This window comes from Aldersonia sp. NBC_00410 (assembly GCF_026342035.1).
Lineage (GTDB): Bacteria > Actinomycetota > Actinomycetes > Mycobacteriales > Mycobacteriaceae > Aldersonia.
Genome location: NZ_JAPENM010000003.1, coordinates 242,979 through 267,105, shown reverse-complemented (window position 1 = coordinate 267,105; position 24,127 = coordinate 242,979). Strand labels below are relative to the sequence as shown.

The 24,127-nt window shown below is 66.5% G+C and carries 20 protein-coding genes; 8 read left to right on the top strand and 12 right to left on the bottom strand.

What is annotated here, in order from left to right; translation table 11 throughout:
• Positions 1-109: 109 nt before the first annotated feature.
• Together OG921_RS08145 and OG921_RS08140 are read left to right on the top strand one after the other, a co-directional pair.
• Positions 110-763 carry a TetR/AcrR family transcriptional regulator gene (locus OG921_RS08145; RefSeq protein WP_266112279.1) on the top strand — a complete coding sequence of 218 codons (654 nt, stop codon included), beginning with the start codon at positions 110-112 and terminating at the stop codon, positions 761-763.
• A gap of 77 nt (positions 764-840) precedes the next feature.
• Entirely contained in the window at positions 841-1,845 is a 1,005-nt protein-coding gene (locus OG921_RS08140; RefSeq protein ID WP_266111874.1) for an NAD(P)-dependent oxidoreductase, read from the top strand.
• Here the strand turns inward: OG921_RS08140 and OG921_RS08135 are convergent.
• The 4 genes from OG921_RS08135 to OG921_RS08120 all read right to left on the bottom strand — a co-directional run bounded on the left by OG921_RS08135 (position 1,838) and on the right by OG921_RS08120 (position 6,527).
• Positions 1,838-3,448 carry a GMC oxidoreductase gene (locus OG921_RS08135; protein ID WP_266111873.1) on the bottom strand — a complete coding sequence of 537 codons (1,611 nt, stop codon included), beginning with the start codon at positions 3,446-3,448 and terminating at the stop codon, positions 1,838-1,840. The genes OG921_RS08140 and OG921_RS08135 overlap by 8 nt on opposite strands.
• A gap of 188 nt (positions 3,449-3,636) precedes the next feature.
• The gene (locus tag OG921_RS08130) at positions 3,637-4,188 is read right to left on the bottom strand and encodes a TetR/AcrR family transcriptional regulator (RefSeq protein WP_266111872.1); all 552 of its coding nucleotides are present in this window, start codon (positions 4,186-4,188) and stop codon (positions 3,637-3,639) included.
• 72 nt (positions 4,189-4,260) lie between these two features.
• Positions 4,261-5,328, bottom strand: coding sequence for an LLM class flavin-dependent oxidoreductase (locus OG921_RS08125; RefSeq protein ID WP_266111871.1), 1,068 nt, complete (start codon positions 5,326-5,328; stop codon positions 4,261-4,263).
• Complete coding sequence (locus OG921_RS08120) at positions 5,325-6,527, bottom strand: LLM class flavin-dependent oxidoreductase (protein WP_266111870.1); 1,203 nt, start codon at positions 6,525-6,527, stop codon at positions 5,325-5,327. Before OG921_RS08120 ends, OG921_RS08125 begins: the two co-directional genes overlap by 4 nt.
• A gap of 156 nt (positions 6,528-6,683) precedes the next feature.
• On the opposite strand from OG921_RS08120, the gene OG921_RS08115 reads away from it, so the two are divergent.
• Both OG921_RS08115 and OG921_RS08110 read left to right on the top strand, forming a co-directional pair.
• Positions 6,684-7,931, top strand: a complete 1,248-nt coding sequence (locus OG921_RS08115) for an LLM class flavin-dependent oxidoreductase (protein WP_266111869.1) — start codon at positions 6,684-6,686, stop codon at positions 7,929-7,931.
• Positions 7,928-9,262, top strand: a complete 1,335-nt coding sequence (locus OG921_RS08110) for an NtaA/DmoA family FMN-dependent monooxygenase (RefSeq protein WP_266111868.1) — start codon at positions 7,928-7,930, stop codon at positions 9,260-9,262. Before OG921_RS08115 ends, OG921_RS08110 begins: the two co-directional genes overlap by 4 nt.
• A 12-nt stretch (positions 9,263-9,274) precedes the next feature.
• Here the strand turns inward: OG921_RS08110 and OG921_RS08105 are convergent, their stop codons facing one another.
• On the bottom strand, positions 9,275-10,498 hold the full coding sequence (locus tag OG921_RS08105) for an acyl-CoA dehydrogenase family protein (protein WP_266111867.1): 1,224 nt from the start codon (positions 10,496-10,498) through the stop codon (positions 9,275-9,277).
• Between the two features lie 148 nt (positions 10,499-10,646).
• Between OG921_RS08105 and OG921_RS08100 the strand changes: the two genes are divergently transcribed.
• Both OG921_RS08100 and OG921_RS08095 read left to right on the top strand, forming a co-directional pair.
• On the top strand, positions 10,647-11,876 hold the full coding sequence (locus OG921_RS08100) for a CaiB/BaiF CoA-transferase family protein (protein WP_266111866.1): 1,230 nt from the start codon (positions 10,647-10,649) through the stop codon (positions 11,874-11,876).
• A gap of 19 nt (positions 11,877-11,895) precedes the next feature.
• On the top strand, positions 11,896-12,510 hold the full coding sequence (locus OG921_RS08095) for a TetR/AcrR family transcriptional regulator (RefSeq protein WP_266111865.1): 615 nt from the start codon (positions 11,896-11,898) through the stop codon (positions 12,508-12,510).
• A gap of 196 nt (positions 12,511-12,706) precedes the next feature.
• Here the strand turns inward: OG921_RS08095 and OG921_RS08090 are convergent, their stop codons facing one another.
• From OG921_RS08090 to OG921_RS08080, 3 genes are all read right to left on the bottom strand, one after another.
• Positions 12,707-14,269: a catalase gene (locus tag OG921_RS08090; protein WP_266111864.1), complete on the bottom strand. Its 1,563-nt coding sequence runs from the start codon at positions 14,267-14,269 to the stop codon at positions 12,707-12,709.
• A 194-nt stretch (positions 14,270-14,463) separates the two neighbouring features.
• On the bottom strand, positions 14,464-15,513 hold the full coding sequence (locus tag OG921_RS08085) for an aspartate-semialdehyde dehydrogenase (protein ID WP_266111863.1): 1,050 nt from the start codon (positions 15,511-15,513) through the stop codon (positions 14,464-14,466).
• A gap of 42 nt (positions 15,514-15,555) precedes the next feature.
• A complete protein-coding gene (locus tag OG921_RS08080; RefSeq protein ID WP_266111862.1) occupies positions 15,556-16,821 on the bottom strand; it encodes an aspartate kinase in 1,266 nt (421 codons plus the stop codon).
• Between the two features lie 418 nt (positions 16,822-17,239).
• Between OG921_RS08080 and OG921_RS08075 the strand changes: the two genes are divergently transcribed.
• Positions 17,240-17,848, top strand: coding sequence for a TetR/AcrR family transcriptional regulator (locus OG921_RS08075; protein WP_266111861.1), 609 nt, complete (start codon positions 17,240-17,242; stop codon positions 17,846-17,848).
• 3 nt (positions 17,849-17,851) lie between these two features.
• Here the strand turns inward: OG921_RS08075 and OG921_RS08070 are convergent, their stop codons facing one another.
• A complete protein-coding gene (locus tag OG921_RS08070) occupies positions 17,852-19,885 on the bottom strand; it encodes a neutral/alkaline non-lysosomal ceramidase N-terminal domain-containing protein (RefSeq protein WP_266111860.1) in 2,034 nt (677 codons plus the stop codon).
• Entirely contained in the window at positions 19,860-21,362 is a 1,503-nt protein-coding gene (locus OG921_RS08065) for an FAD-dependent oxidoreductase (protein WP_266111859.1), read from the bottom strand. Before OG921_RS08065 ends, OG921_RS08070 begins: the two co-directional genes overlap by 26 nt.
• 128 nt (positions 21,363-21,490) lie before the next feature.
• Between OG921_RS08065 and OG921_RS08060 the strand changes: the two genes are divergently transcribed.
• Positions 21,491-22,708, top strand: coding sequence for a low temperature requirement protein A (locus OG921_RS08060; protein WP_266111858.1), 1,218 nt, complete (start codon positions 21,491-21,493; stop codon positions 22,706-22,708).
• On the opposite strand, the gene OG921_RS08055 is transcribed toward OG921_RS08060, so the two are convergent.
• Both OG921_RS08055 and OG921_RS08050 read right to left on the bottom strand, forming a co-directional pair.
• Positions 22,705-23,055, bottom strand: a complete 351-nt coding sequence (locus OG921_RS08055; RefSeq protein WP_266111857.1) for a hypothetical protein — start codon at positions 23,053-23,055, stop codon at positions 22,705-22,707. The two genes, OG921_RS08060 and OG921_RS08055, sit on opposite strands and share 4 nt — an antisense overlap.
• A 41-nt stretch (positions 23,056-23,096) precedes the next feature.
• Positions 23,097-23,915 (bottom strand): ion transporter, encoded by an 819-nt coding sequence (locus OG921_RS08050; RefSeq protein WP_266111856.1) that lies wholly within the window; start codon positions 23,913-23,915, stop codon positions 23,097-23,099.
• Positions 23,916-24,127 lie beyond the last annotated feature (212 nt).

Genomic DNA, 24,127 nt, shown 5'->3' with positions numbered 1-24,127 from the left:
ATCTGGTACAAGATCGTGCCACTTATCTGGTACAAGACCGTGCCAGACTGCCCGGGTGATGTCAACGGTCGCCAGCGATGGCGCGGTCGGCGAGTGCGACAATCAGGCAATGCCCGAGGCCACGCAGCGCGCCTACCGGGGGCAATCCGCGGACACTCGTCGCAGGCATCGGCGAGATCGCCTGCTCGACGCGGCAATGGATGCGATGGCGCGAAATGAATGGCGAAGCGCGACGGTCGAAAAGCTTTGCGCCGCTGCCAGCCTGAACAAGCGGTACTTCTACGAGAGTTTCACGGACCTCGACGCGCTATCCGCCACCGTCGTCGACGACATTGCCGAAAACGTCCGCTCCGCAACGGTGCGAGCGGCCGACGCAGCAGCGCAGGAATCGGTGGAAGTGCAAGCGTTCGCCGGCGTTGCCGCCGCAGTCCGCGCTTTGGTCGACGATCCTCGCCGCGCACGTGTCCTGCTGGGCGGCGTCGCGGCGTCGCCCGACTTGCACGACCACAGAATCACGGTCATGCACCGCTTGACCGAAGTCCTGATCGACCACGGACGCACCGTGCATGGCGTCGAACTGGAAACCGATCCGCTCGCAAAAGTTGCGCCGGCATTCATCGTCGGCGGCACAGCGGACGCCATCCTGACCTACGTCAACGGCGACGTCGACCTGTCCCTGGACGATTTCATCGCCCAAATCGCCACCCTCTGGCTCATCACCGGCAACGGAGCCGCACAGGTGGCTCGCCAACGGATGACCTAGCCCCACTCCCCACGCTTTTCGATACTCCGTGGCACGATATTGTCTACGGACGGACGGCATGGAACGAGGAGCATCGGATGCGCGTAGCGGTAACCGGCGGGACGGGGTACGTGGGTGCGCATATCGTGCGGCGCCTACTCGCCGAGGGACACGAGGTCCGGCTACTCGCCGCACCGAACGAACGGGCCGATGCCTTGCTCGCGGCGTTCGCACCACTGGGCGCCATCACGACGCTCGTCGGCGACGTGCGCAGCGAGGCGGTCGTGCGCCACCTGATCGCCGGCTGCGATGCCCTGATCCACGGTGCCGGCATTGTGGGCACCGACAATCGCCGCGCCGCGGCGATGTGGGCGATCAACGCCCACGCCAGCGACCGCGCGCTGACCATGGCCGTCGAATCCGGGCTCGACCCGATCGTCCTGATCAGCAGCTATGCCGCGCTGTTTCCGTCGCCGGACCCGGTCATCACCCCGGACTCGCCCACCGCCGACGGTCGAAGCGCCTACGCGCGCACCAAGGCCCACGCCGAGCGAACCGCCCGACGCCTGCAGGCCGATGGCGCGCCCATCGTGGTCACCTATCCGAGCAGCGTCGTCGGCCCGGCGTTCCACACCGCACCCGGCGTGACCGAGCACGGCTGGTCGGCCATCCTGTCGCTCGGCTGGGCCCCACGAGTGCGCGGCGGTATGCAGATGATCGACGTACGCGATGTCGCCGACGTCCATGCCGCGATCATCGGCGCCGGACCCGGGCACGGCGGGCGACGGTACCTGTGCGGCGGCGAACTGCTCGCCTTCGACGCGATGATCGATGCGCTCGAACGTGGGCGTGGGTCACGGATCCGCCGTATCCCGTTGTCGCCGTTTGCCTTCCGTATGATTGGTCGCGCGGCGGACGCGATCGGCGCGGTGGCGCCGATCAGCACCGGCTTCGGCCGGGAGGCCGCCGAGCTGCTGACCGCGGCGACGCCAACCGACGATCGCGACACCTTGCGTGACTTGGATCTTCGCTGGCGTTCGGCGGCCGATGCGATCGAGGCATGTTGCGCCGCAAGCACACCGGCCGGCACGCTCGCTAGATGATCGAACCGACGTCGCGCGCCACGATGTTGTCGAGCGCGCGTTCGGCGACCGCCGCGATCGTCATCGACGGATTGCACGCGGCGGCGTTGCCGGGCAACAAAGCACCGTCGAGGACGTAGAGCCCGCGCTGTCCATGTACCCGCCCGTCCAGGTCGCAGACGGTGCCCATGCACGCGCCGCCGAGCGGATGCCAGGTGGAGTTGAGCACTTCGTTGGTGTCGATGAGCACACTCGCCGGACCGGCGATCTTGTGTGCGGTCGGCGCGATATGCGCGTTTTGCACTGCATTATCGCCATCTTTCGGCCAGCGCAGCGTCGCATCGCCTTTCGCCGGGTCGTACACGAACGTGCCCCGGCTGTCGCTCACGCCGTAGCCGACCATCATGGTGCTGCGGGCGTCGACCGACATCGACGGGATCGACGCCTGGATCAGCGTATGCGCCGTCGCTGGATCGGCCCAGTTGAGACTGCCGTACACGACCGGGCCGCCCTGCTCGACGCCGAAGTCGTCGGCCAGGTTCATCCAGATGTAGATCCGGTCGGCATTGGTGCCCCAGCCCTGTCCTAGCCCGTTCGGCAGGTCCGGGATCTGCCCCTTCGCCGCCGCATTCACCAGCAGCCGCGTGGTGTGCAGGCTGCCCGCCGCCATCACGAGCGAGTCGGTGGTGAGGATCTTGTTCTCCAGCACGTTGCCGGCGGTGTCGATGCGTTCGACGTACACCGTCCAGCGGCCGTCCTTCGCACGCTCGACATCGGTTACCTGGTGCAGGGTTTCGACCCGAAGCAGACCGGTGGCCTCGGCAGCGGCGATGTAGGTGACATCCACCGAGTGCTTGCCACCGTTGTTGACGCCGATCGCACCGTCACCGTTGGTGTAGGACGGTTTCATCTCGCCGCGTACTTCGGCGAGGGCGTAGTTCCAGTCGATCGGCATCGGGATCTTGGACAGCGGCAACCCGGCCCGCTCGACATGCTCGGCAAAGACCCGCGGCGCCCGATAGTTCGGACTCGCGATCAATTCGTCGGGTGCCACGGCCAGTTGCAGCATTTTCGACACCCGGGGGTAGTGCACCCGGTTCATCCGCGCCCAGTCGAGCTCGTCGGGGAAGTGCGCGTTGAACACCGCCTCCGACGGCTGCAGCGACATTCCTTGGTAGACAAGCGATCCACCACCGAGCCCGGCGGCGCACATGGCGGTCATGTTCTCACCGAGCACCGCCTCGAACAAGCCGGTATACGGCTCGAACACCGCCGGTCTGCCGAACAACTGCTGCGCGGACTTGTACCAGAGCGCGCGCTTGTCCGGTGCCGCAGCGCTGGGGAAGGTGTCGGCATTCGGCCCGGTCGCCCAGCGCCGGCCACGTTCGAGCATCAGCACGGGCACACCGGCCTGCGTGAGCCGCAGTGCGGCGACACCGCCGCCGAAACCGGAGCCGACCACGATGACGCGATGTTCCTCCCGGGTCACCGGGACCTTGCCAACCCGCGCCGCAATTCCCGTGCGCGCCTGGGCCGTTCCCGATCCCATCAGCGCTCCGGCACCCACACCGGCCAGCGCCGCGGCACCGCCGGCGAGAAACGAACGACGTTTGATCGTTGACAATGCAGCACTCCCCGTTTCGCAGACATGACCGAACCCGGCGAGATGTCGCGTTTGCTCGATTTGCCAACGGCCGCAATGGCTCAGCCGCTCGCGATCCGGACGCCGACGCCCGAACTCGCTCCCCAGGCTCGAAAGAAAACTAGACAGTAACAACGTCTGGTGTCAAGATCTTCGAACGCAGGTCCTGCTCAGGAACAGTTGGGCATCGCAGGCCCGAGCCATCTGGTCAGGAACGCGCGCAGATCGTCGTCGTCGGCGGTCGCGTCGTCGTCGAACAACAGCACCGTCACTCCGAGCCGCACCGCCATATCCGCGATGTCGTCGAGCCGCGGCTCGATACTCGGATACCGCTCGAGGAGTGGCGTGAGCATCTCACGGTTGACCGCCTTTGCTCGCGCGAGCATGCCGGTGTCGAACAGCGGGTTGCCCTGCTCGGCGTGCAGCAGCGTACTCAACACCGGATCCGACCGGCTGACCGAGCGGCTGGCCACGATGAGCTCCACGACGTACTCGGTGGGTGTCTCGGCGTGCTCGAGCCTGCCCCGTATGGTCTCCAGATGGTCCGCGGCCAGGCCCGCCATGGCCTGCGAGACGAGTTCCTCGCGAGAGCCGAAGATCGAGTAGACGGTCTGCCGCGACACACCGGCGGCGTGCGCGACCGCCGCGATATTGACCTCTGCAAATCCACCGGCCGCGATCAGCTCGAGTGTTGCATCGAGCACCTTTCGTCGCGAACGCATCCGCCCATTATCCGATATGTGTCCACGGTGTCCGCTACCCCTACCGTGTACCCGGACGTCGATGTGGAGCAATCAGGCAAGCGAGCGCGACAACAGCGGCGGACCGAGCGGACGGCTCGAGATACGGGCGCGAAGCACCGGGGCGACGTCGGACTGGAATAGTTCGAGGCTGCTGCGATGGGCACCCGGTGTCAGCCCGTCGCTGTCCGCGGACAGGTGGATGACCTCGTGTCCGAGCCGGTCGTGGTACCGACCGACCTTGTCGATCACTTGCTCCGGGCTGCCGACAAGGGCCGAGCTTCGCTCGACGAAGTCGGCGATGCTGTCGAAGACGACCGGTAGACCCGCGAGCCGCGCATGCGCGAGTCGCGCGGCGAAGATCGGCTCGTACGCCGTCACTGCCTGCTGCGAGGTCGGCGCCACGTAGAAGCCCGCCGTCCCTGCGCCAACCACCGCGTCGGCAGGATCTCTGCCGCCTTCGACCCAGGCGTGCCGATAATGGTCGATCAGCTCGCCGTACGGCTCGATCGGGTACGTCACGTTGGCGGAGAACACCGGATCCCCGTAGTGCGCAGCGAGTTCCACCGAAGCCCTACTCGTCGCGCTGCCGTGCCAGATCCGGATCTCGGGTTGCAGCGGCCGCGGCAGCACCTTGGCGTCGGTCAGCGACGGCCGGAAGCGCCCGGTCCAGGTGACGGACTCGTTGCGCCAGAGCCGGCGGAACAGTTCGTAGCCTTCCCTGTTGCGGTCCCACTGATCTTCCGGGGTGACGTGGAAGAGCTTCGCCTGTGCAGCGCCGTTGCCCTTGCCGATGATCAGTTCGAGCCGGCCGCCGGAGAGGTTGTCCAACGTTGCGTAGTCCTCGACGGCACGCACGGGGTCGAGCAGGCTGAGTGTTGTCACCGCGGTGAAGAGCTGGATCCGCGAGGTGAGCGCTGCGATATGGCTGAGCACGACCGGCGGCGACGAGGAGATGAACGGATCCTCGTGCCGCTCGCCGACCGCGAATCCGTCGTAGCCGAGCTCTTCCCCGAGCCGTGCGGCGGCGACCACCCGGTGCAGGCGCTCGGCAGCGGAAATCCTTTCTCCGGTAACCGGATCGGGCTGGTGCGTGATGAGCGATATGAGCAGGAACTTCATCCGGCGTCCCGCCCGCGCAACTCCCACTGCCGGGCGAGCAGCTCATGCGAACGCTTCCGGTCCTCGAAATCGTGGGTGACGCTGGTGACGACGAGTTCGTCCGCGCCGGTCACGCGAGCCAACGTGGACAGCCCCCCGGCCACGGTGTCGGGTGCGCCCACGAATTGGGTGCGGACCCGGTCGGCCACCAGCGCGTACTGCTCCGCGGTGAGCGGCGGAGCGGACGCCGGGTCCAGGTATGGCGCGGCCCCGGCACCGCTGCGGATGCTGTGCACCCAATGCCCGTAGGTCGAGGCGAGATGTTTCGCGGTGGCGTCGTCGTCGGCGACCACGACGTCCGCCGACACCACCACATAGGGCTCGGCCAGAATTGACGAGGGCCGGAAAGAGGACCGATAGGCCTCGACCGCCTCGAGCACCGTGCTCGGGCTGACGTGGTAGTTCGCCACGAACGGCAACCCGTTGGCGCCCGCGACCTGCGCGCTCTGCCCCTTGCTGCTGCCGAAGATCCACACCTGCACCTGCGCCGCCGCACCCGGTACCGCCGTCAGCTCGACATCGTCGGCGGTGAACCGCCCGCCGAGCAGCGCCAGCACGTCATCAACCGCGTCCGCGAAGTCCGGCGGGTTCGCCCCGGGGAACTGCACGGCGGTGTGGAACGCGGCCAGGCGCGGCGAGGCGAGCAGTTTCTCCAGGGGAAACGGTTCGGGAATCAGCAGCCCGTCGACCACCCGCTCCGGTGCCGGTGGCCTGCGGGGTGCGCCGCCGCTCCGCGCGGCAGTCGATATGGCGCCGCCGCTCCGCGCGGCAGTCGATAGGGCGCCGCCGCTCCGCGCGGCGAGCGCCTCGCCGCGCCGCTGGGCCGAGCGCCCGAGGCCGAGGTCGAGCCGCCCCGGGTACAGCGCGTCGATGGTGCCGAATGCCTCCACGACCGACGACGCGGTGTGCTGGCCGATCTGGACCGCCGCCGAACCGACCCGGATGTGCTCGGTGGCCGCCGCGATCAGGCCGATCAACGTGACGGTGGCGGAGCTGGCGACCGCGACGAAATGGTGTTCGGCGAGCCAGAAACGCTTGTACCCCAACGCTTCGCTGTGCCGTGCGAGCTCGACGCTGTTGCGGATGGCGGTGGCGGCGTCCGACCCCGCGCTGATCGGCGCCAGATCGAGAACCGACAGTGGAATCGGCGGTGCGGACAAGGGAGCTCCTCTCGGGCATAGTTCCGACCCCATTTAGCCCGTCATCGGCCCGTGCCGCGACCGTTGAATTCAACCTGATTGGAATACGCCGAACCGGAATTATCACGGGCGGGGCCAAGTTCACAGTTCGCAGACCCGACAGCTCGCGGAGGTGTAATGACGACGTCCGACCCGACGCCGAATACGACCGGATCCGGAATCCACGTTGCGGTAGCCCTCGACGGCGCCGGCTGGCACCCGGCCGCCTGGCGCGAGGACTCGGCGCGCCCCACCGAGGTGTTCTCCGCCCGGTACTGGGCAGACCTGGTGGGCGAGGCGGAGCGTGGCCTGCTCGACTTCGTCACCATCGAGGACACCTTCGGTATCCGGCCGGCCAAACGTGGCGCACCGACGGCCCGCACCGACCGGGTGAGCGGACGCCCCGATGCCGTCCTGGTCGCATCCCGGGTCGCCCCGACCACCTCGCATATCGGCATCATCCCGACCGCGGTCGTGACGCATACCGAGCCGTTCCACCTGTCCAAGGCAATCGCCACCCTCGACTACGTCAGCAAGGGCCGCGCCGGGGTACGACTGCAGGTCTCTGCCCGGCCGCACGAGGCCGCACTGTTCGGCCGACGCACCTTTCCCGACCTGGCGGTCACCGATCCGACCGACACCGCGGCGCAGGCCCTGGTCGCGGACCTGTTCGGTGAAGCGGCTGATTATGCCGAGGTGCTGCGCCGACTATGGGACAGCTGGGCGGACGACGCGGAGATCCGTGATGTCGCGACGGGCCGGTTCGTCGATCGGGAAAAGCTGCACTACATCGATTTCGAGGGCGCGCACTTCTCGGTGCGCGGCCCCTCCATCACCCCGCGCCCGCCGCAGGGGCAGCCACTCATCGCCGCTCTGGGTCATCAGCGGATTCCGTATCGCTTCATCGGCGGATCGCTGGATATCGGCTTCGTCACGCCGCGCGACACCGCGGACGCCGCGACCATCGTCGAGACCATCGAGGCGGCGCGACACGCGGCCGAGCGCGACAACGACACCGTGCACGTGTTCGTCGATCTCGTGGTGTTCCTCGGCGACACCACCGCGGCGGCGCAGGCCCGCAAGGCCAGGCTGGACGACCGCACGGGCAGCGAATACACCAGCGATGCCGAGATTTTCGTCGGCACACCAGCAGATCTGGCCGACCGGATCGCGGAACTGACCGCCACGCCCGGGATCACCGGGGTCCGGCTGCGCCCCGCGGCACTCCCCGACGATCTCCTCTCGATCACCCGTGGCCTGGTACCGGAGCTGCAGCGCCGCAACCTGTTCCGAACCGAATATCGGGAGTCGACGCTCCGCGATCGTCTCGGCCTCCCCCGCCCGCGCAACCGGTACGAACTCGACCGAAAGGACGCCATCGCATGACCAAGCAGGTGCACCTGGCCGCGCACTTCCCCGGCGTCAACAACACCACCGTGTGGAGCGATCCGGCCGCGGGCAGCCATATCGAGTTCGACTCGTTCGTGCACTTCGCGCAGACCGCGGAGCGAGCGAAGTTCGATTTCCTGTTCCTCGCCGAGGGGCTGCGGCTGCGCGAGCAGAACGGGCTCATCTACGACCTCGACGTGGTCGGCCGACCGGACACCTTCACCATCCTCGCGGCGCTCGGCGCGGTCACCGAGCGACTCGGCCTGACCGGCACCATCAACTCGACGTTCAACGAACCACTGGAGGTGGCAAGGCAATTCGCAACGCTCGACCATCTCACCGAGGGTCGCGCCGCCTGGAACGTGGTCACCTCGTGGGACGAGTTCACCGGCGAGAACTTCCGCCGCGGCGGCTACCTGCCCAAGGATCAGCGCTACGCACGCGCCAAGCAATTCCTCGACGTCGCCACCGAATTGTGGGACTCGTGGCGCGACGACGATATCGTCGCCGACAAGGAGTCGGGACAATTCCTCGCCCGTCCCGACGTGGGCACCTTCGCGCACCGCGACGATCAGTTCGATATCGCCGGCCAGTTCAACGTGCCGCGCACCCCGCAGGGGCGACCGGTGATCTTCCAGGCCGGCGACTCCGAGGAGGGCCGGGAATTCGCCGCCGCCAAGGCCGATGCCATCTTCTCCCGGCACTCCACCTTCACCGACGGGCAGGAGTTCTATGCCGACGTGAAGGGCCGGCTCGCCGCGTACGACCGACGACCCGAGGCGCTGCTGATCCTGCCCGCCGCGACGTTCGTGCTCGGCGACACCGACGCCGAGGCCGCCGAACTCGCGCACGAGGTGCGGCTACAGCAGGTGAGCGGGCAGACCGCGATCAAGTTCGTCGAGCAGTTGTGGAATCGCGATCTCGCCGACCATGATCCGGATGGTCCGCTTCCCGAGATCGATCCCCTGCCCGGGGAGAACACGGTCGCCAAGGGACGGGCGAGCGTGCGGCTGCACCGGGATCCACGCGAGATCGCCCGCGAGTGGCGCGATCTCGCGGCCGCGAAGAACCTCACCACCCGTGAGGTCGTCATCGAGGTGACCGGTCGGCAGGCGTTCATCGGTTCGGCCAAGACGATCGCGGAGACGATCAACCACTTCGTGCAGTCCGATGCCTCGGACGGGTTCATCCTCGTCCCGCACATCACCCCGGGCGGGCTCGACCGGTTCGCCGACGAGGTGGTGCCGCTGTTGCAGGAGGCGGGCGTGTACCGAACCGACTACACCGGCACGACGCTGCGCGAGCACCTCGGCCTCGCCCGCCCCTGAGCGATCGATCGACTACCCGGCCAGCAGACCCTTGGCCACGTGCGTGACCTGGATTTCGTTGCTGCCCGCATAGATCATCAGCGACTTCGCATCGCGCGCCAGCTGTTCGACGCGGTATTCGGCCATATAGCCGTTACCGCCGAACAGTTGCACGGCCTCCATGGCGACGTCGGTGGCGGCCTTGGACGAGTACAGCTTCATCGCCGACGCCTCGGCAAGGCTCATCGGCTTGCCTGCCTTGCCGCGCTCGACGGCGGAGAAGATCATGTTCTGCACGTTGATTCGGGCGATCTCCATCTCGGCGAGCTTGAGCTGGATGAGCTGGAACTGCCCGATGTTCTTGCCCCACAAGGTGCGCTGCTTGGCGTAGTCGACGGACAGGCGCAGGCATTCGTTGATGATGCCGAGCGAGAGCGCCGCGATGCCGACCCGTTCGGCGGTGAACCCGGCCTTGGCGCCCTCGCTGCCGCGTGCGTCGTCGCCGAGGTCTTCGGTCTCGCCGAGCAGGCGGTCCTTGGTGACGCGCACGTTGTCGAAGAACAGTTCCCCGGTCGGCGAGGACATCATGCCCATCTTCTTGAACGGCGGGCCCTGGGTCAGACCCTCCATGCCCTTGTCGAGCACGAACGTCAGGACCTTGCGGTTGCGCCGGTCCACGTTCGGGTCACCCTCGTCGAGCTTGGCGAAGACGACGATGGTGTCGGCGTAGGGCCCGTTGGTGATGAAGGTCTTGTTGCCGTTGAGGATGTAGTCCTCGCCGTCGCGACGCACGGTCGTCTTCATTCCGCCGAGCGCGTCGGAGCCGGAATCCGGTTCGGTAATCGCCCAGGAGCCGACCTTCTCCATCGTGACGAGTTCGGGCAGCCAGCGCTTCTTCTGCGCGAGCGTGCCGCGCGAGCGAATCGTCGATGCGGTCAGGCCCATGCTCACGCCGATCGAGGCGATGATGCCCAGGCTCACGCCGGCGAGTTCGGTGTTGAGCAACAGGAAGGTGGTGTCGCCCATACTGCCGCCACCGCCGGACTTCTTCTCCCCGGCCGCCTCGGCCGCGAGCTCCTTCTCCAGCGCCTCACGCGCCATCGCGTCGACGCCGAAGGTGCTGAACAGTTTTCGCGCGATGTCGTAGGGCGGCAGCTTCCCGGATTCGAGTTCGTCGATATGCGGGCGCACTTCCTTGTCGATGAACCCGCGCAGCGCATCGCGAATCATCAGGTCTTCCTCGGACCATTCGAACATTGGTGGTCTCCTTACTCCAGCACTTGCCCGGTCGATCCGATTGCTCACATCCGTCCCCTTGTCGGCCAAGTTGCCACCGACCTCGTTGCGAATCTAACATCAGATTCAGGTGTGATCCAGATCTCCAATTTCCCGAGGGGGCGAAGCGGTGGAATCGTTTCAGTCCGAGCCCGCCCAGCCCACCGGCGCGCTCGACGGCGTCACTGTGATCGAACTCGGCACCCTGATCGCCGGGCCGTACGGCGCGCGCCTGCTCGGCGACATGGGCGCCGATGTCATCAAGATCGAGCCGCCGGATCGTCCCGACCCGATCCGCACCTGGGGCCAGGCCGAACTCGACGGGCACCACTTCTTCTGGACGGTGCACGCGCGCAACAAACGCGGCATTACCCTCGACCTGCGCGATCCGCGCGGCCGCGAGGTGTTTCTCGAACTCGTCGAGCGCGCCGACATCATCGTCGAGAATTTCCGGCCGTGCACGCTGGAGCGCTGGGATCTGGGCTACGAGACGCTGCGCGGCCGCAACAAGGGCATCATTCTGGTCCGGGTGTCCGGCTACGGGCAGACCGGACCGGATGCGAACAAGGCAGGCTACGCCTCCGTCGCGGAAGCGGCCTCTGGACTGCGCTATCTGAATGGCTACCCCGGCCAGTTGCCGCCACGACTGGCGCTCTCGCTCGGCGACACCCTGGCCGGAATGTTCGCCGCCCACGGCGCGCTCGCCGCGCTGTACCGGCGCAGCGTCACCGGCGAAGGCCAGGTCGTCGATACCTCGCTGCTGGAATCCTGTGTGGCCGTTCAGGAATCTACGATTCCCGATTACGACGTCGGCGGCGTGGTGCGCGGCCCGTCCGGCACCAGGCTCGACGGCATCGCACCCTCGAACCTCTATCCGACCGCCGACGGTAGTCACGTCATCATCGCGGCCAATCAGGACACCGTGTTCGCGCGACTCTGCGCGGCGATGGACCGGCCCGAACTCGCGCAGGATCCACGGTTCGCCGACCACGGCGCGCGCGGGCGCAACCAGGACGAACTCGATGCCCTCATCGGGCGGTGGTCGGCCACCTTCGACGCGACCGATCTCACCGAGAAACTCAGCGCCGCAGGTGTTGTGGTCGGCCCGGTGAACACGGTGGCCGAGGTGGTCACCGATCCGCAGCTGCTCGAGCGCGGCATGATCGCCGAGCATTTCGACATCCGCATCGGGCGCAATGTACTCGGACCGGGCATCGTGCCGCAGCTGACCGGGACACCGGGGCGCATCCGCAACGCGGGACCGCCCGAACCAGGCGCGGACAACGCCGCGGTCTACGGCGAACTGCTTCGGATGGACAACGAGGAGATCGCGAAACTGCGTGCAGCGGGAGTGATCTGATGCCGAAAAGGCCCGCTTCGTGGTAGCCACGCCGAAGGGCCGTCGCACCGAGGCCGCCTTCCACAAAGCGGCCAGACAGGTATTCGCCGAGAAGGGCTATTTCAACGCGAAGATCTCCGACATCGCCCGCGCCGCAGGACGTTCGGCGGGATCGTTCTACAACTACTACGACAACAAGCAGCAACTGCTCGAGGCGCTACTGGCCGACTTCAACGACGATGTGCTCAACCGGGCACGGTTGCGGGCTACCGACGATCAGCAGAAGAACATCGAAGCCGCGGTCCGCGTCTACTTCGAGACCTACCGCGAGTACGTGCCGGAGATGATCGGCGCCTATCAGCTCTCGATGACCGACGAGAAGTTCGCGCAGTGGTGGCGTACCCGCCGCGACCGCGGCATCAAGGGGGTGCTCACCGTGGTGCGCGCGGTGGAGCACACCGGTGTCGAGGTCGACCTCGACCACCTTGTGTTCGCCGCGGCCATGGTGTCGATGCTCGACTCGTTCTGCTGGACCTGGTTCGCCGCCGGCGGGGATCCGATGGTGAAGACCCGTGACGATGAGGTGGCGATCCACACGCTCAGCGAGATCTGGCGCCGCTCGATGTACGACGGTCGGCCGACACCCGAGCTGTGACCCAATTGCGCGTTACGCCTCGACGCATTCCGACGATTATTGGTTGTAGGAACTACTCGAAGGTGTGAGCAAAGTGGTAAGCGTGCTCGGATTCGTCGTTGCCGTCCTGGCATACTGGTTTTGGCTGTTGTAGGCGCAGCGTGCAGGGGGTGGCCTGCGGACTTGAAACCCGCACGCCACCCAGCCGAACCCTGCGTTAGCTGCGTCCGCCGACCTGGACCGCCGAGGTCTCGTCGCCGCCCTGTGCGGAGCTGTCCCCGGTCTGCGGTTCGGTCGCCTCGCCGGCCTCGGCGAGTTTCGCCTTGACACCTTCCTCGACCTTGCGGCCGAGATCCGGGTCGACGTTCTTCCAGTACTGGTACACCCGTTCCAGAACCTGCGGCGTCACGCCGTTGGACGCGTGCCCGATAATGTTGTCGGCCAAGCGTTCCCGCTGTTCGTCGTTGAGCACCTCGCGCACCATCGTGCCGGCCTGACCGAAATCGTCATCCTCGGCGTGCTTGATGTACCCGGCGCGGACCGCCTTGCCGTCGAAGTCCCACAGCCCGCCGTCTCCGGCCCGCTCCGGGTCCGCATGCGGGCCACCGAACGAGTTCGGTGCGTAGACCGGCACCTCGGGGCCGTTGTAGAAATACCGCATCGCCCCTTCCTTGGAATAGGACTGCGGCTCCGTCTTGCGCGGGGCGTTGGGCGGCAGCTGCGCGTAGTTGGTGCCGATCCGGTACCGGTGCGCGTCCGCATAGGAGAACACCCGGCCCAACAGCATCTTGTCCGGCGAGTAGCCGATCCCCGGCACGATGTTCGACGGCTCGAACGCCGCCTGCTCGATCTCGACGAAGTAGTTCTGCGGATTGCGGTTCAGCGTCCACTTGCCGACCTCGATGAGCGGGTAGTCCTTGTGCGACCACACCTTGGTCAGGTCGAACGGGTTGAACCGGTAGCCCTCGGCCTCGTCGACCGGCATGATCTGGACCTTCAGCGTCCAGCTCGGGAAGTTGCCCTTCTCGATCTCGTTGTAGAGGTCGGCACGGTGCAGATCGGGATCACTGCCCGCGAACTTGTCGGCCTCGTCCTGGGTGAGGAAGTCGATGCCCTGGTCGGTCTTGAAGTGGTACTTCACCCAGAACCGCTCATCCTTGCTATTGGCCCACTGATACGTGTGCGAGCCGTACCCGTTCATGTGCCGATACGTCTTCGGGATACCGCGATCGCCCATCAGCCAGGTCACCTGATGCGCAGACTCGGGCCGCAGCGTCCAGAAATCCCATTGCATGTTGTTGTCGCGCAGGCCGCTGCCCGGTAAACGCTTCTGCGAACGAATGAAGTCCGGGAACTTGATCGTGTCGCGGACGAAGAAGACCGGAGTGTTGTTGCCGACGAGGTCGTAGTTGCCGTCCTCGGTGTAGAACTTAATCGCGAAACCCCTTGGGTCACGCCAGGTATCGGGGCTGCCCTGCTCGCCGGCAACGGTGGAGAAGCGCACCAGCGACTCGGTCTTGGCGCCGGGTTGGAACAGTTTCGCCTTGGTGTAGTTCGCGATATCCGGGTTGGTAATGACGAGTTCGCCGTAGGCGCCGGCGCCCTTGGCGTGCACGATCCGCTCGGGCACCCGCTCGCGGTTGAACTGCGCCAGTTTCTCGATCAAATAGTGGTCGTGCAGCAGGATGGGGCCCTGGATTCCCGCACTCAGCGATTCGTTGTCGCTTTCGATCGGATTTCCGGCATTGTTGGTGGTGGCCGGTGTGGAAACCTCGGTCATCTCGGGCGCCTCCTCTTGAGCAGTGGGCTGAGCGCACCTGCCGGATCAAGCTAGGTCCGGCGATGCGGGCGCGACAGAGCTGTGGGCGCTCTGCCCGCACTCTGTGCCTATACCCCGGATGCACCGCCGTCACACAAAAGGCGAGGGGCCGCCCCGCCGTGACAACGGCGGAGCGACCCCTCGCTGCGAAACTTCTAGCGCGCGGCGGCGGGCTTACCCGCGACCAGCACCTCGGCGATCTGGATGGTGTTCAGCGCCGCACCCTTGCGCAGGTTGTCGCCGGAGATGAACAGCGCGAGGCCGCGGCCGTCCGGAACACCGGGATCCTGGCGGATCCGGCCGACCAGCGACTCGTCGACACCCGCGGCCTGCAGCGGCGTCGGCACCTCGACGAGCTTCACGCCCGGTGCCTTCGCGAGAATCTCCTGCGCGCGTGCCACCGACAGTGGCCGGGCGAACTCGGCGTTGATCGACAGCGAATGCCCGGTGACCACCGGGACGCGCACACAGGTGCCGCTGACCAGCAGATCGGGCAGGCCGAGGATCTTGCGGCTCTCGTTGCGCAGCTTCTGGTCTTCGTCGGTCTCGCCACTGCCGTCGTCGACGAGCGAACCGGCGAGCGGCAGCACGTTGAACGCGATCGGCGCCACGTACTTGTTCGGTGCGGGGAAGTCGACCGCGCTGCCGTCGTGCACCAGCTTCTCGGCGTCGCCGATCACGGCGCGGGCCTGACCGACGAGCTCCTCGACGCCGGCGAGCCCGCTCCCGGAGACCGCCTGGTACGACGACACGATCAGCCGCTGCAGGCCTGCCTCGTCGTGCAGCACCTTGAGCACCGGCATCGCGGCCATCGTGGTGCAGTTCGGGTTCGCGATGATGCCCTTGGGCAGGTCGAACGCCTGCTCGGGATTGACCTCGCTGACGATCAGCGGAACCTGGGGGTCCTTGCGCCATGCCGAGGAGTTGTCCACGACGGTCACACCGGCGGCCGCGAACCGCGGCGCTTGCACCTTGGACATGGTGCCGCCCGCGGAGAACAGCGCGATGTCGAGCCCGGTCGGATCGGCCGTCTCGGTGTCCTCGACGACGATCTCGCCGCCACGCCACGGCAGTTTCTTACCCGCCGAGCGCGCGGATGCGAAGAACCGCACCTCGTCGGCGGGGAAGTTTCGCTCTTCCAGCAATGTGCGCATCACGGCGCCGACCTGTCCGGTCGCGCCGACCACGCCTACCCGTACACCCACTGTCACACGCCCCCGTCGCTTCGCTCGCCCATGTCTTCGTCCCTATCGCCCGGTCCCGGCGTGCACCACGGCTTCTTCGTCACCGCCGAGGTCGAATGCCTCGTGCAACGCGCGGACCGCGTCGTCCAATTCCGTGTCGTCGATCAGCACCGAGATCCGGATCTCCGAGGTCGAGATCAGGTCGATGTTGATGCCGGCTTTCGCGAGCGCCTCGCAGAAGGTCGCGGTCACGCCCGGGTGGCTCTTCATACCCGCGCCGACCAGCGAGACCTTGCCGATGTGGTCGTCGTAGAGGACCTTCGAGAACCCGATCTCACCCTGCAGCTTCGACAGCTTCTCCACCGCGCGCGGGCCGTCGGACCGCGGCAGCGTGAAGGTGATGTCGGTCTTGCCGGTCTCCACCTTGGAAATGTTCTGCAACACCATGTCGATGTTGATCTCGGCCTCGGCGACCGCGCGAAAGACCTGGGCGGCGTAGCCGGGGGTGTCGGGCAAGCCGACCACGGTGACCTTGGCCTCGCTGCGATCGTGCGCGACTCCGGTGAGGATCGCTTCTTCCACTGGGATGTCCTCCATCGATCCGAAAACAATGGTGCCGGGCTTGTCGGTGTACGACGAACGCACGTGCACCTTCACGCCGTAGCGCCGTGCGTACTCGACGCAGCGCAGCATCAGTACCTTCGCGCCGCAGGCCGCGAGTTCCAGCATCTCCTCGAACGACACGGACTCGAGGCGCTGCGCGTTCGGCACGATGCGCGGGTCTGCAGTGAAGACGCCATCGACGTCGGTGTAGATCTCGCACACGTCGGCTTCGAGCGCCGCGGCGAGCGCGACTGCGGTCGTATCCGACCCGCCGCGACCAAGGGTGGTGATGTCCTTACTGTCCTGGCTGACGCCTTGAAAGCCGGCAACCAGCACGATCGAGCCCTCATCGAGTGCACTGCGCACCCTGCCGGGCGTGACGTCGATGATCTTTGCGTTGCCGTGAATGCTGGTGGTGATGACACCGGCCTGCGAACCGGAGAACGACCGGGCCTCGGCGCCGAGCGAATGAATCGCCATCGCGACGAGCGCATTGGAGATCCGCTCGCCGGAGGTGAGCAGCATGTCCATCTCGCGCGCCGGCGGCGCCGGGCAAACCTGCTGGGCAAGGTCGGTTAGTTCGTCGGTGGTGTCACCCATCGCGGAGACCACGACCACGACGTCGTGGCCCTGCTTCTTGGTCTCTACGATCCGCTCAGCGACGCGCCGGATCCGTTCGGCGGTGGCCACCGACGATCCTCCGTACTTCTGAACGACAAGAGCCACAGAAGTTCCTTCCAATAGTCAAGATTCTGCACGTAAACGCAGCTAGCGTACCGAGCGGGCGGTGCGACTCGGTAGCTGAGGGGTCCGGGTTGCCGGTCTGCAGGAGACCGTCGAACGCAGTCCCCATGACAGCACTGCCTGCGTCGGCCCACCTTCGACCGACGCAGCGCCAGTGATACCCGGGTGAATCTCGGGCAAACCCGTGGCCCCTGGAGACGTGACGCAGGCGACATTGCGGCTCCGCAGCCCCAGCACCACCGGATGAACGGAACCGTTCAGTCGATCAGATCGAATGAATGTTCCGTTCAGTCGATACGCGGGAATTCGATCGAGCGGGGCGACCGGTCAGACCGAATCGAGGCGCATGCGATCGGCCTAATTATCGAGTGCGTACTCGAGAAGTTTATTATCGATCGCGATGACGCCTTCACCGACGCCCCGGCGAGGGCGACCTCCCACCGGCGGCCGCGAGCAGATCCTTGCGGCGGCCTACGAACTGCTGGACGAAAAAGGCATCGCGAAGATGACCACCCGCGCAGTTGCCGACCGTGCCGGAGTTTCCGAGGGAAGTATTTTCTACCATTTCAAGGACCGGACCGGACTGCTGCGCGCGGTGTTCGAGGCCAGCATGCAACCGCTCGCGGTGTTTCGCGAGAAGGTTCCCGAAGACGCCGGCCTGCGCGAGATACTCGACGCGTTCGCAACCGCCGTCGAAGCGTTCCTCACCAAGGGGCTCGTCGTCATGTTCGCCGCCCAGTCCGATGCCGAATTGCGTTCGGGCATGCACGAATTCATGGATGTGAACAATCTCGGTCCGCAACACGGCATCCGGTTCATCGCCGCGTATCTGACCGAGATGCAACGTGCGGGCACGGTGCGAGCCGACATCGACCCCGCCGCCGCCGCATCGATGCTCATCGCCAATTGCATGCTCCAGGCCGGCAACACCCGTCTGGTCGGGCACACCCGCGGCGTGTCGACCCGCGACGAGGTGCTCGACACGCTCGTCACTATGCTCGCGCCCTAACACTCAGCCCACGGTGAAGGGCACACTTTCGCCGACGAACGGGGTGGTGGCGCCGTCGACGGACCGCGCATCGCCGAAGTACCGGATGCGGTAGGTCCCGCTCGCGGCGCTCGGCGGGATCGCCCAATCGACCTGCGCATGGGTGAACGGCCCCTGCTTGTCGAACCGCAGGAAGGTCTCGAACACGGCGTCGGTCGCAACCTGCACCCAGCCCCCGTCACTGCGACGTTCCACCAGCAGATAGGTGTCGTTGCGGCGCAGCACATTGTTCGGATTTGCTGCGACGAATACCGCAGACGCCGTCGCACCGACCGGGTAGGACGCGTTCGGCTGCACCACGACCCCGCCGAATGTCTCACCCGGACGGGTGAAGTCGACGAACGGCGTGCCCGTCGGCGAGTTCGGAATGCGACCGGTGAGGTCGAGGGCGGGGCCCTCCGGTTCGGAGTTGCGCCCGGTCACCAGATCGCGCGCGAGCCCGGTGGCGATCTGCACCACGGCGGGCAGCTGCCACCGGCCGAATACCGTCGCCCCGCCCTCGTACTCCTGGCGGTCGTACTCTTCCGGCGTGGTGAGGTAGTGCGCGTAGGCGTTCGTATAGCCCTGCACCTGAACGACATCGGGGGCGGCGCCGAGCACGGCACCGAGCGCGCGACGCAAACGCAGCCCGGCGTTGATCGTCGGCTCGAACGGGCAGGTGAACAGGTAGAAGGAGCCGAGTCGAACCAGGTGGAACGGCAGGACCTGCTGGATCATCCCGTCGATCAAACCCATCGGCAGCAGAATGTCCTTGGGCTCCTGCGCTTTCGAAAGTGCGGCTGGCACCACGATGTCGTTCAGCTGCGCGACCACGGGGTTGCCGCCGTACTCCGCCTCGTTGAACGGCAAATCGTCGCCGGCACCGCCGTCCTCGGTGCTGCCTGCCGCGAAGGATGCACCGAGCATCGCGGGGGTGAGCCGGTGCGTCGTTCCATCGCCGGTGAATTCGGCGGACACCTCGAACGAACGCATATCGACGTAGCGGTAACGGTGGTCGATTCCGGAACCCACCGCAGTACCGCTGTCCAGCGCGGCGACGGCGCCGTCGAGTTGCCGCCGTCCGATCAACGCCGTCGCGGCAAAGCGGTCGGCGCCCACGCCGTCGGTCAGGTTCGGACTGATGTCGCCGGGCGTGGCCTGGGCGAAAGCGGCGACGAACGGCTTGCCGTCGGCCATCCTTCCCGGATGGACCTCGGTTTCGGCGGCGAGCGCCGCGTACCCCTTGTTGTCCGAACTGATCAGCCGATTGTCGCCGGGCATCGAGGTGCCGTGGGTGGAGAACCAGTTGATGTTCCCAACCTTGCTGCCCGCCTTGACGATCGTCAGGTTCCGCGTCGTCGGGTCGACACCACCGGGGAACTGCGCCTTGTCCGCAGCGGGGTTGCGCGCGAACGCCAGCGGCGAGCGGTTGCCGCCGCCGAATTCGACCACGCCGCGCGACACGAGCACCTGCGCGGGCGAAACGTCGTCGTGGGCCGCCACGATCGCCTCTACGATACCGGTGACCTCGGCTTCGAAGGTGGCCGGCCGGAACCCGAACGTGGTGATGTCGACCATGGCATGCCCGCTCTGCCCACCGGGGCCGGCATGAGTGTGTGTCGCGCCGAGCAGCACATTGCCGCGATGGTAGAGATTGCCGTAACGCAGCTGAAGGCGCCGCACCACCTCTTCGAACACCGATTGGAACATCAGGCCGACGTCGACCGTCACATGCACAACCCGGACCCCGGAGGTCGCGTCCGCCAAGACAAAGGCGCGCGCATATTGACGCAGGTGCAGACCAGACGAAATCTGTTCGGGGACTGCGTATCCCAGCATTCCGGCGCCCCAGATTTCGCCGGTCACATCGCTGCGTCCGCGGCCCGCCCGGAGTCCGGCGATCGGCGCGGCCGTCGCCATCGCGGGGCCGAGCAGTGCTGCTGCGGCGGTGAGTGCGCTAGCACCGAGGAACCGGCGCCGATCGAACTCGGCGCTACGCCAAGACCTCGGTAATCTCACGCGCCACACGGTATCCCGACCGGACGCCGCCGTCCATGTATCCGGTCCAGTAGTCGGCGGTTTCGGTTCCGGCCCAATGGATCGCACCGGCAGGTGCGCGAAGGGCGCGGCCGTGCGCGGTCAGGACGCCGGGTGCGGTGGTCGCCACCGGCCCACCCCAGGACCACTCCTGGTGGTCCCACCGGTACAACGAGTAGTCCGTGTAGGTACGCGCCTCCTCCCCGAAGTAATTGGCGAAGTCCGCGATGCACTCGTCGACCACCTGCTGCTCGGGCGCGTCGTCGAGGCGGGCCATCTCGTGCGCCGAAATGAACCCCATCAGAATGTGATTGCCCTCGGTGTGGTTTTCGAATGTCACGTCCGATGGCATCCCGTTGCCGAGCACTTGACCGGACAAGCCCTTCTCGCGCCACCACGGCCGGTCGTAGACGGCGGCGAACTTCCCGATCCGTCCCATCGTGTATCCCGCGCACAACGCTGCACGTTCGGGTAATTCCGGGGTGTAGGTGATGCCGTGCGAGATGGCCGGTGACATGGCGACGACGACCCGACGGCCGCAGAAATTGCCCGCGTCCGAACTCACGACCGCGACGTCGCCGGTCTGGTCGATCGAGCGGACCGGTGCCCCGTAGCTGATCACGTCGCCGAGCGCGGCGGCCATCCGGAGGGGAATCAGCGCCGCGCCGCCGACGCACACCCGCTCCTGCGCGCCGCCACCGGTGCTGAGCAACCGACTGAAATACGATGGTTCACTTGTTGTTTCGTTGGTCGCCGCAGCGAAGTAGTTCAGCATGTAGAGCGCCGAGAATTCGTCGCCCTTCACCGAGAGCGCGGCCGAGGCCGCGAGGTCGAGCACCATGCGCGCGGTCGCCACGTCGGTGCGCTGTTCGACCCACTGGCGCCACGTGATCGCATCCCACTCCGCGGCGCGCGGATGCCGCCATGGCTCACCAACCGGGAACCCCGCACAGATGGACTCGATCTCGGCGATCACCGGGAGCGCGGCCAGCGCGCCGAGATCGGCGGGCAGGCCCGGCTGCGCCGGAAACAGACTGCGGTACCCGTTGTTCCAGAACACGCTGGAACCTTCGTTGTAGGTGGGCATTTGTGCCACACCGTATTCGCGCGCCAGCTCGTCGATCTTGTCCTGCGTCGGTCCGATGAACTCGGCGCCGGCGTCGGTGTCGATGCCGAGACGCGCGGTCGGATGGTTGTGAATCCGACCGCCGGCCCGATCGCGCGCTTCGAGTACTTTCACCGATCTGCCGGCCTCCACCAGCGCCTTGGCGGCCGACAGCCCCGAGATCCCGGCTCCGATAATGACGACGTCGTATATCCCGTCCTGGTCCGGTCCGCGCGATGGCGTCGCCACCGCGGGCGCTGCCAGGTTCGGCGCGGCCAAGGCCAGCGCCGCGGATGCTCCGACACCGATCAGGAAGGTACGGCGCCCGACCGCCCCCGATTGTGCATTCGTCATCGACCGTTCCCCACCCTTCTTGGACAATTGCCCAATTGCGTGAATCCTGCTATCCGAGCCGGCGTCCCGCAACCGGTACTTTCGCGCAGCAGTCGTGCCGGCGGGTGCGGTTTGGCACGATTCCTTCCATGAGCACCACACGTCGGGCGCGTTTGCAGGCGCTGCCGGAACGCGCTTCGGTCTCCCAGCTCGAGCTCTACTTCGACCTGGTTTTCGTCTTCGCGCTCACCCAGGTCACCGATCTACTTGTGCAGACCACCGCACTGAACGTGCTGCGCGCGGTGCTCGTTCTCGGCGTGATGTGGTGGGCATGGGTCGGCTACTCGTGGCTGGGCAATGTGGTGCGCGCCGACGAGGGCGTGATGCGGGTGGTGATGTTCACCGCGACGGCGGTGACGTTCATCCTCGCCCTCACCATCCCGGAGGCATTCGAAGATCTACCCGGCGAGCTGTCCGGACCGGTCGTGTTCGCGGTCGGGTACTTCGTGGGCAGATCGATCCACCTCGGCACGTTCGTTGTGATCAGCAGGGGTGACCCGCAGCTGCGCCGACAGCTGGTGCGCTGGGTGCCATCGGTGCTGCTTGGCACGGTGTTCCTGCTGATCGCCTCGCAGACGGAGGGCTGGACCCAGATAGCCTTCTGGATCGCTGCGCTGGTCGGCGACTACGTCGGCACGCTGCTCGCCGGGCTGGACTGGCGGCTGCGCTCGCCGAGCCATTTCGCCGAACGGCACGGCCTGATCATCATCGTCGCGATCGGCGAATCGATCGTCTCGATCGGCATCGGCGTCACGCACCTACCGATCTCCTGGCCGATCATCACCGCCTCACTGCTGGGCCTGACCGTTTCCGCGTTGCTCTGGTGGTCGTATTTCGACACGGCCGCGCTTGCCGTCGAGCATGCGCTATCCGATGCGGACGAGCGGCGGCAGATCCAGATCGCGCAGCGCTGCTACACCTTCGCGCACCTGCCGATGGTGATCGGCATTGTCATGGTGTCTCTGGGTTTGAAGAAGGTGCTCAACTACGCCGGCGACGAGACCCACCACACGTTGAGCGACGCCCTGTACGGCGTCCCGCTTTTCTGCCTCTACGGCGGCGCGGCGGTTTTCGTGCTCGCGTTGGTCTACTCGAAGTGGTTCGCGACGCACGAACTCGGCATCGTCCGACTCGTGCTCGCGGCGCTCATCATCGCGTTGATCCCGCTCGCCGCGGCGCTGCCCGCAATCGCGTCCCTGGCCTTACTGGTCGCAGTGCTCGTCACGCTGATCGGATATGAAACGTGGCGGTACTACGAGTCGCGCGACGAGATCCGGCACGGCGAACACGATCCCGCGCACGACTAGACCGGGCGGAACTTCGCCTCGACCCGGTGGATCCGCGGATCGTCTGCCGGGATGTGAAAGTCCTCGATCACCCGCACCGTCATCAGCCGTCGGCCGAATACGCCCGCATCGAGCAGGTACTCGGTGTGCACGGACTCGCCGTCCAGCCGCGCCTCGACCTCGCGCACGCCGAGGATCACCCGGTACTGCGGGCCACGGGACAGGCTGCGGCGCAGATGGTCTCCCGAGCGACCCGTCTTGACGCCCAGTTCGTAGCGCACGGCATTCGGCGCAAACGACACCGATGCACCGTCGTGCGATACCAGTGCGTCGATATAGGCGCGGGCCACCGCGATCCGGTCGGTCATCGCTGCGTCTCATTCATCACACGACGATAGGGAATGCCCGCTCAGCGGAACCGCTCGGCCTCGTCCGGGGTCAGGATCCCGACCACGTGCAGCGGCGCCATTGGGCCTTCCTTGTCGTATTTGCCCTGCACCGTCGCCCGGATCTGGTCGATGTTCTCGCGCAGCAGGTCCGAGACGAGCTCGTCGGTGCGCGCGTCGTCGAGCACCTCGAAGACGATCCGGAACACGGTGTCGGCCACGAGCCGAACGATGTCGTCGTGGAACGGCAGGTACCGCAGCTTGCCGGTCGTCGGGTCCTCCCGGATGCGTTCGAGGATCATGGCGTCGAGTTCGCTCTGGTTCTCGCGCAGCGCAGCCGCGATGTTGCGCGTGTAGTGGCCGGTCTGGAGCACGGCCGCGACCTCATCGAGCACGGCGATCGTGATCGGGCGCTTGACAACCTCGACGACCGACGTCGTCACCCGCGAGATCACGGCGTTGGTGACCTGATCGCCGATCGCGCGGTCCGCGCTCCGAGCGAGCCTGGACGCGATCACCACCACCCGCAGCAGCCGCAGCGACCGCACCCACGGCACTGCGACCGGGATCATGCCGATGACCTCGTACCAGTAGACGATCGGAAACTTCCAGTTCCAGCCCACATGCCGCCAGCGCCAAAGGAACTCGGCTGCGAAGATCGCGCACACGACGTAATCGATCCGGAAGATCAGCTGCTCGGTCCGTTCCGGCACGGTCCAGAACGTGATCCACACCAGATAGCCCGTCGACACCAACGCGAGCGCCAGCATCACCCAATCCAGCACCGTCACCGGTGGTCTGCTCGGGTAGTGCCTGCTCGGGCGGGCACCAGGCTCGGTCATAAGCAATTGTCTACTCTGCGGACTGCGCAGTTCGCCTGCTATTGACCGCCCGTGTAAAGTGCCTGGCATGCAGCGGGCGCTCCTTCTTTGCGGCCGCGGCGGGGTCTGATCAGACCGGCTTCCCGCCGCGGGCCCTTAACGCTGTCTCCAGCGTCGCGCCGGTCGAAGTCGACCAGGGCCAACAGCCCTAAGAACACGTTCGGAGTTACCAG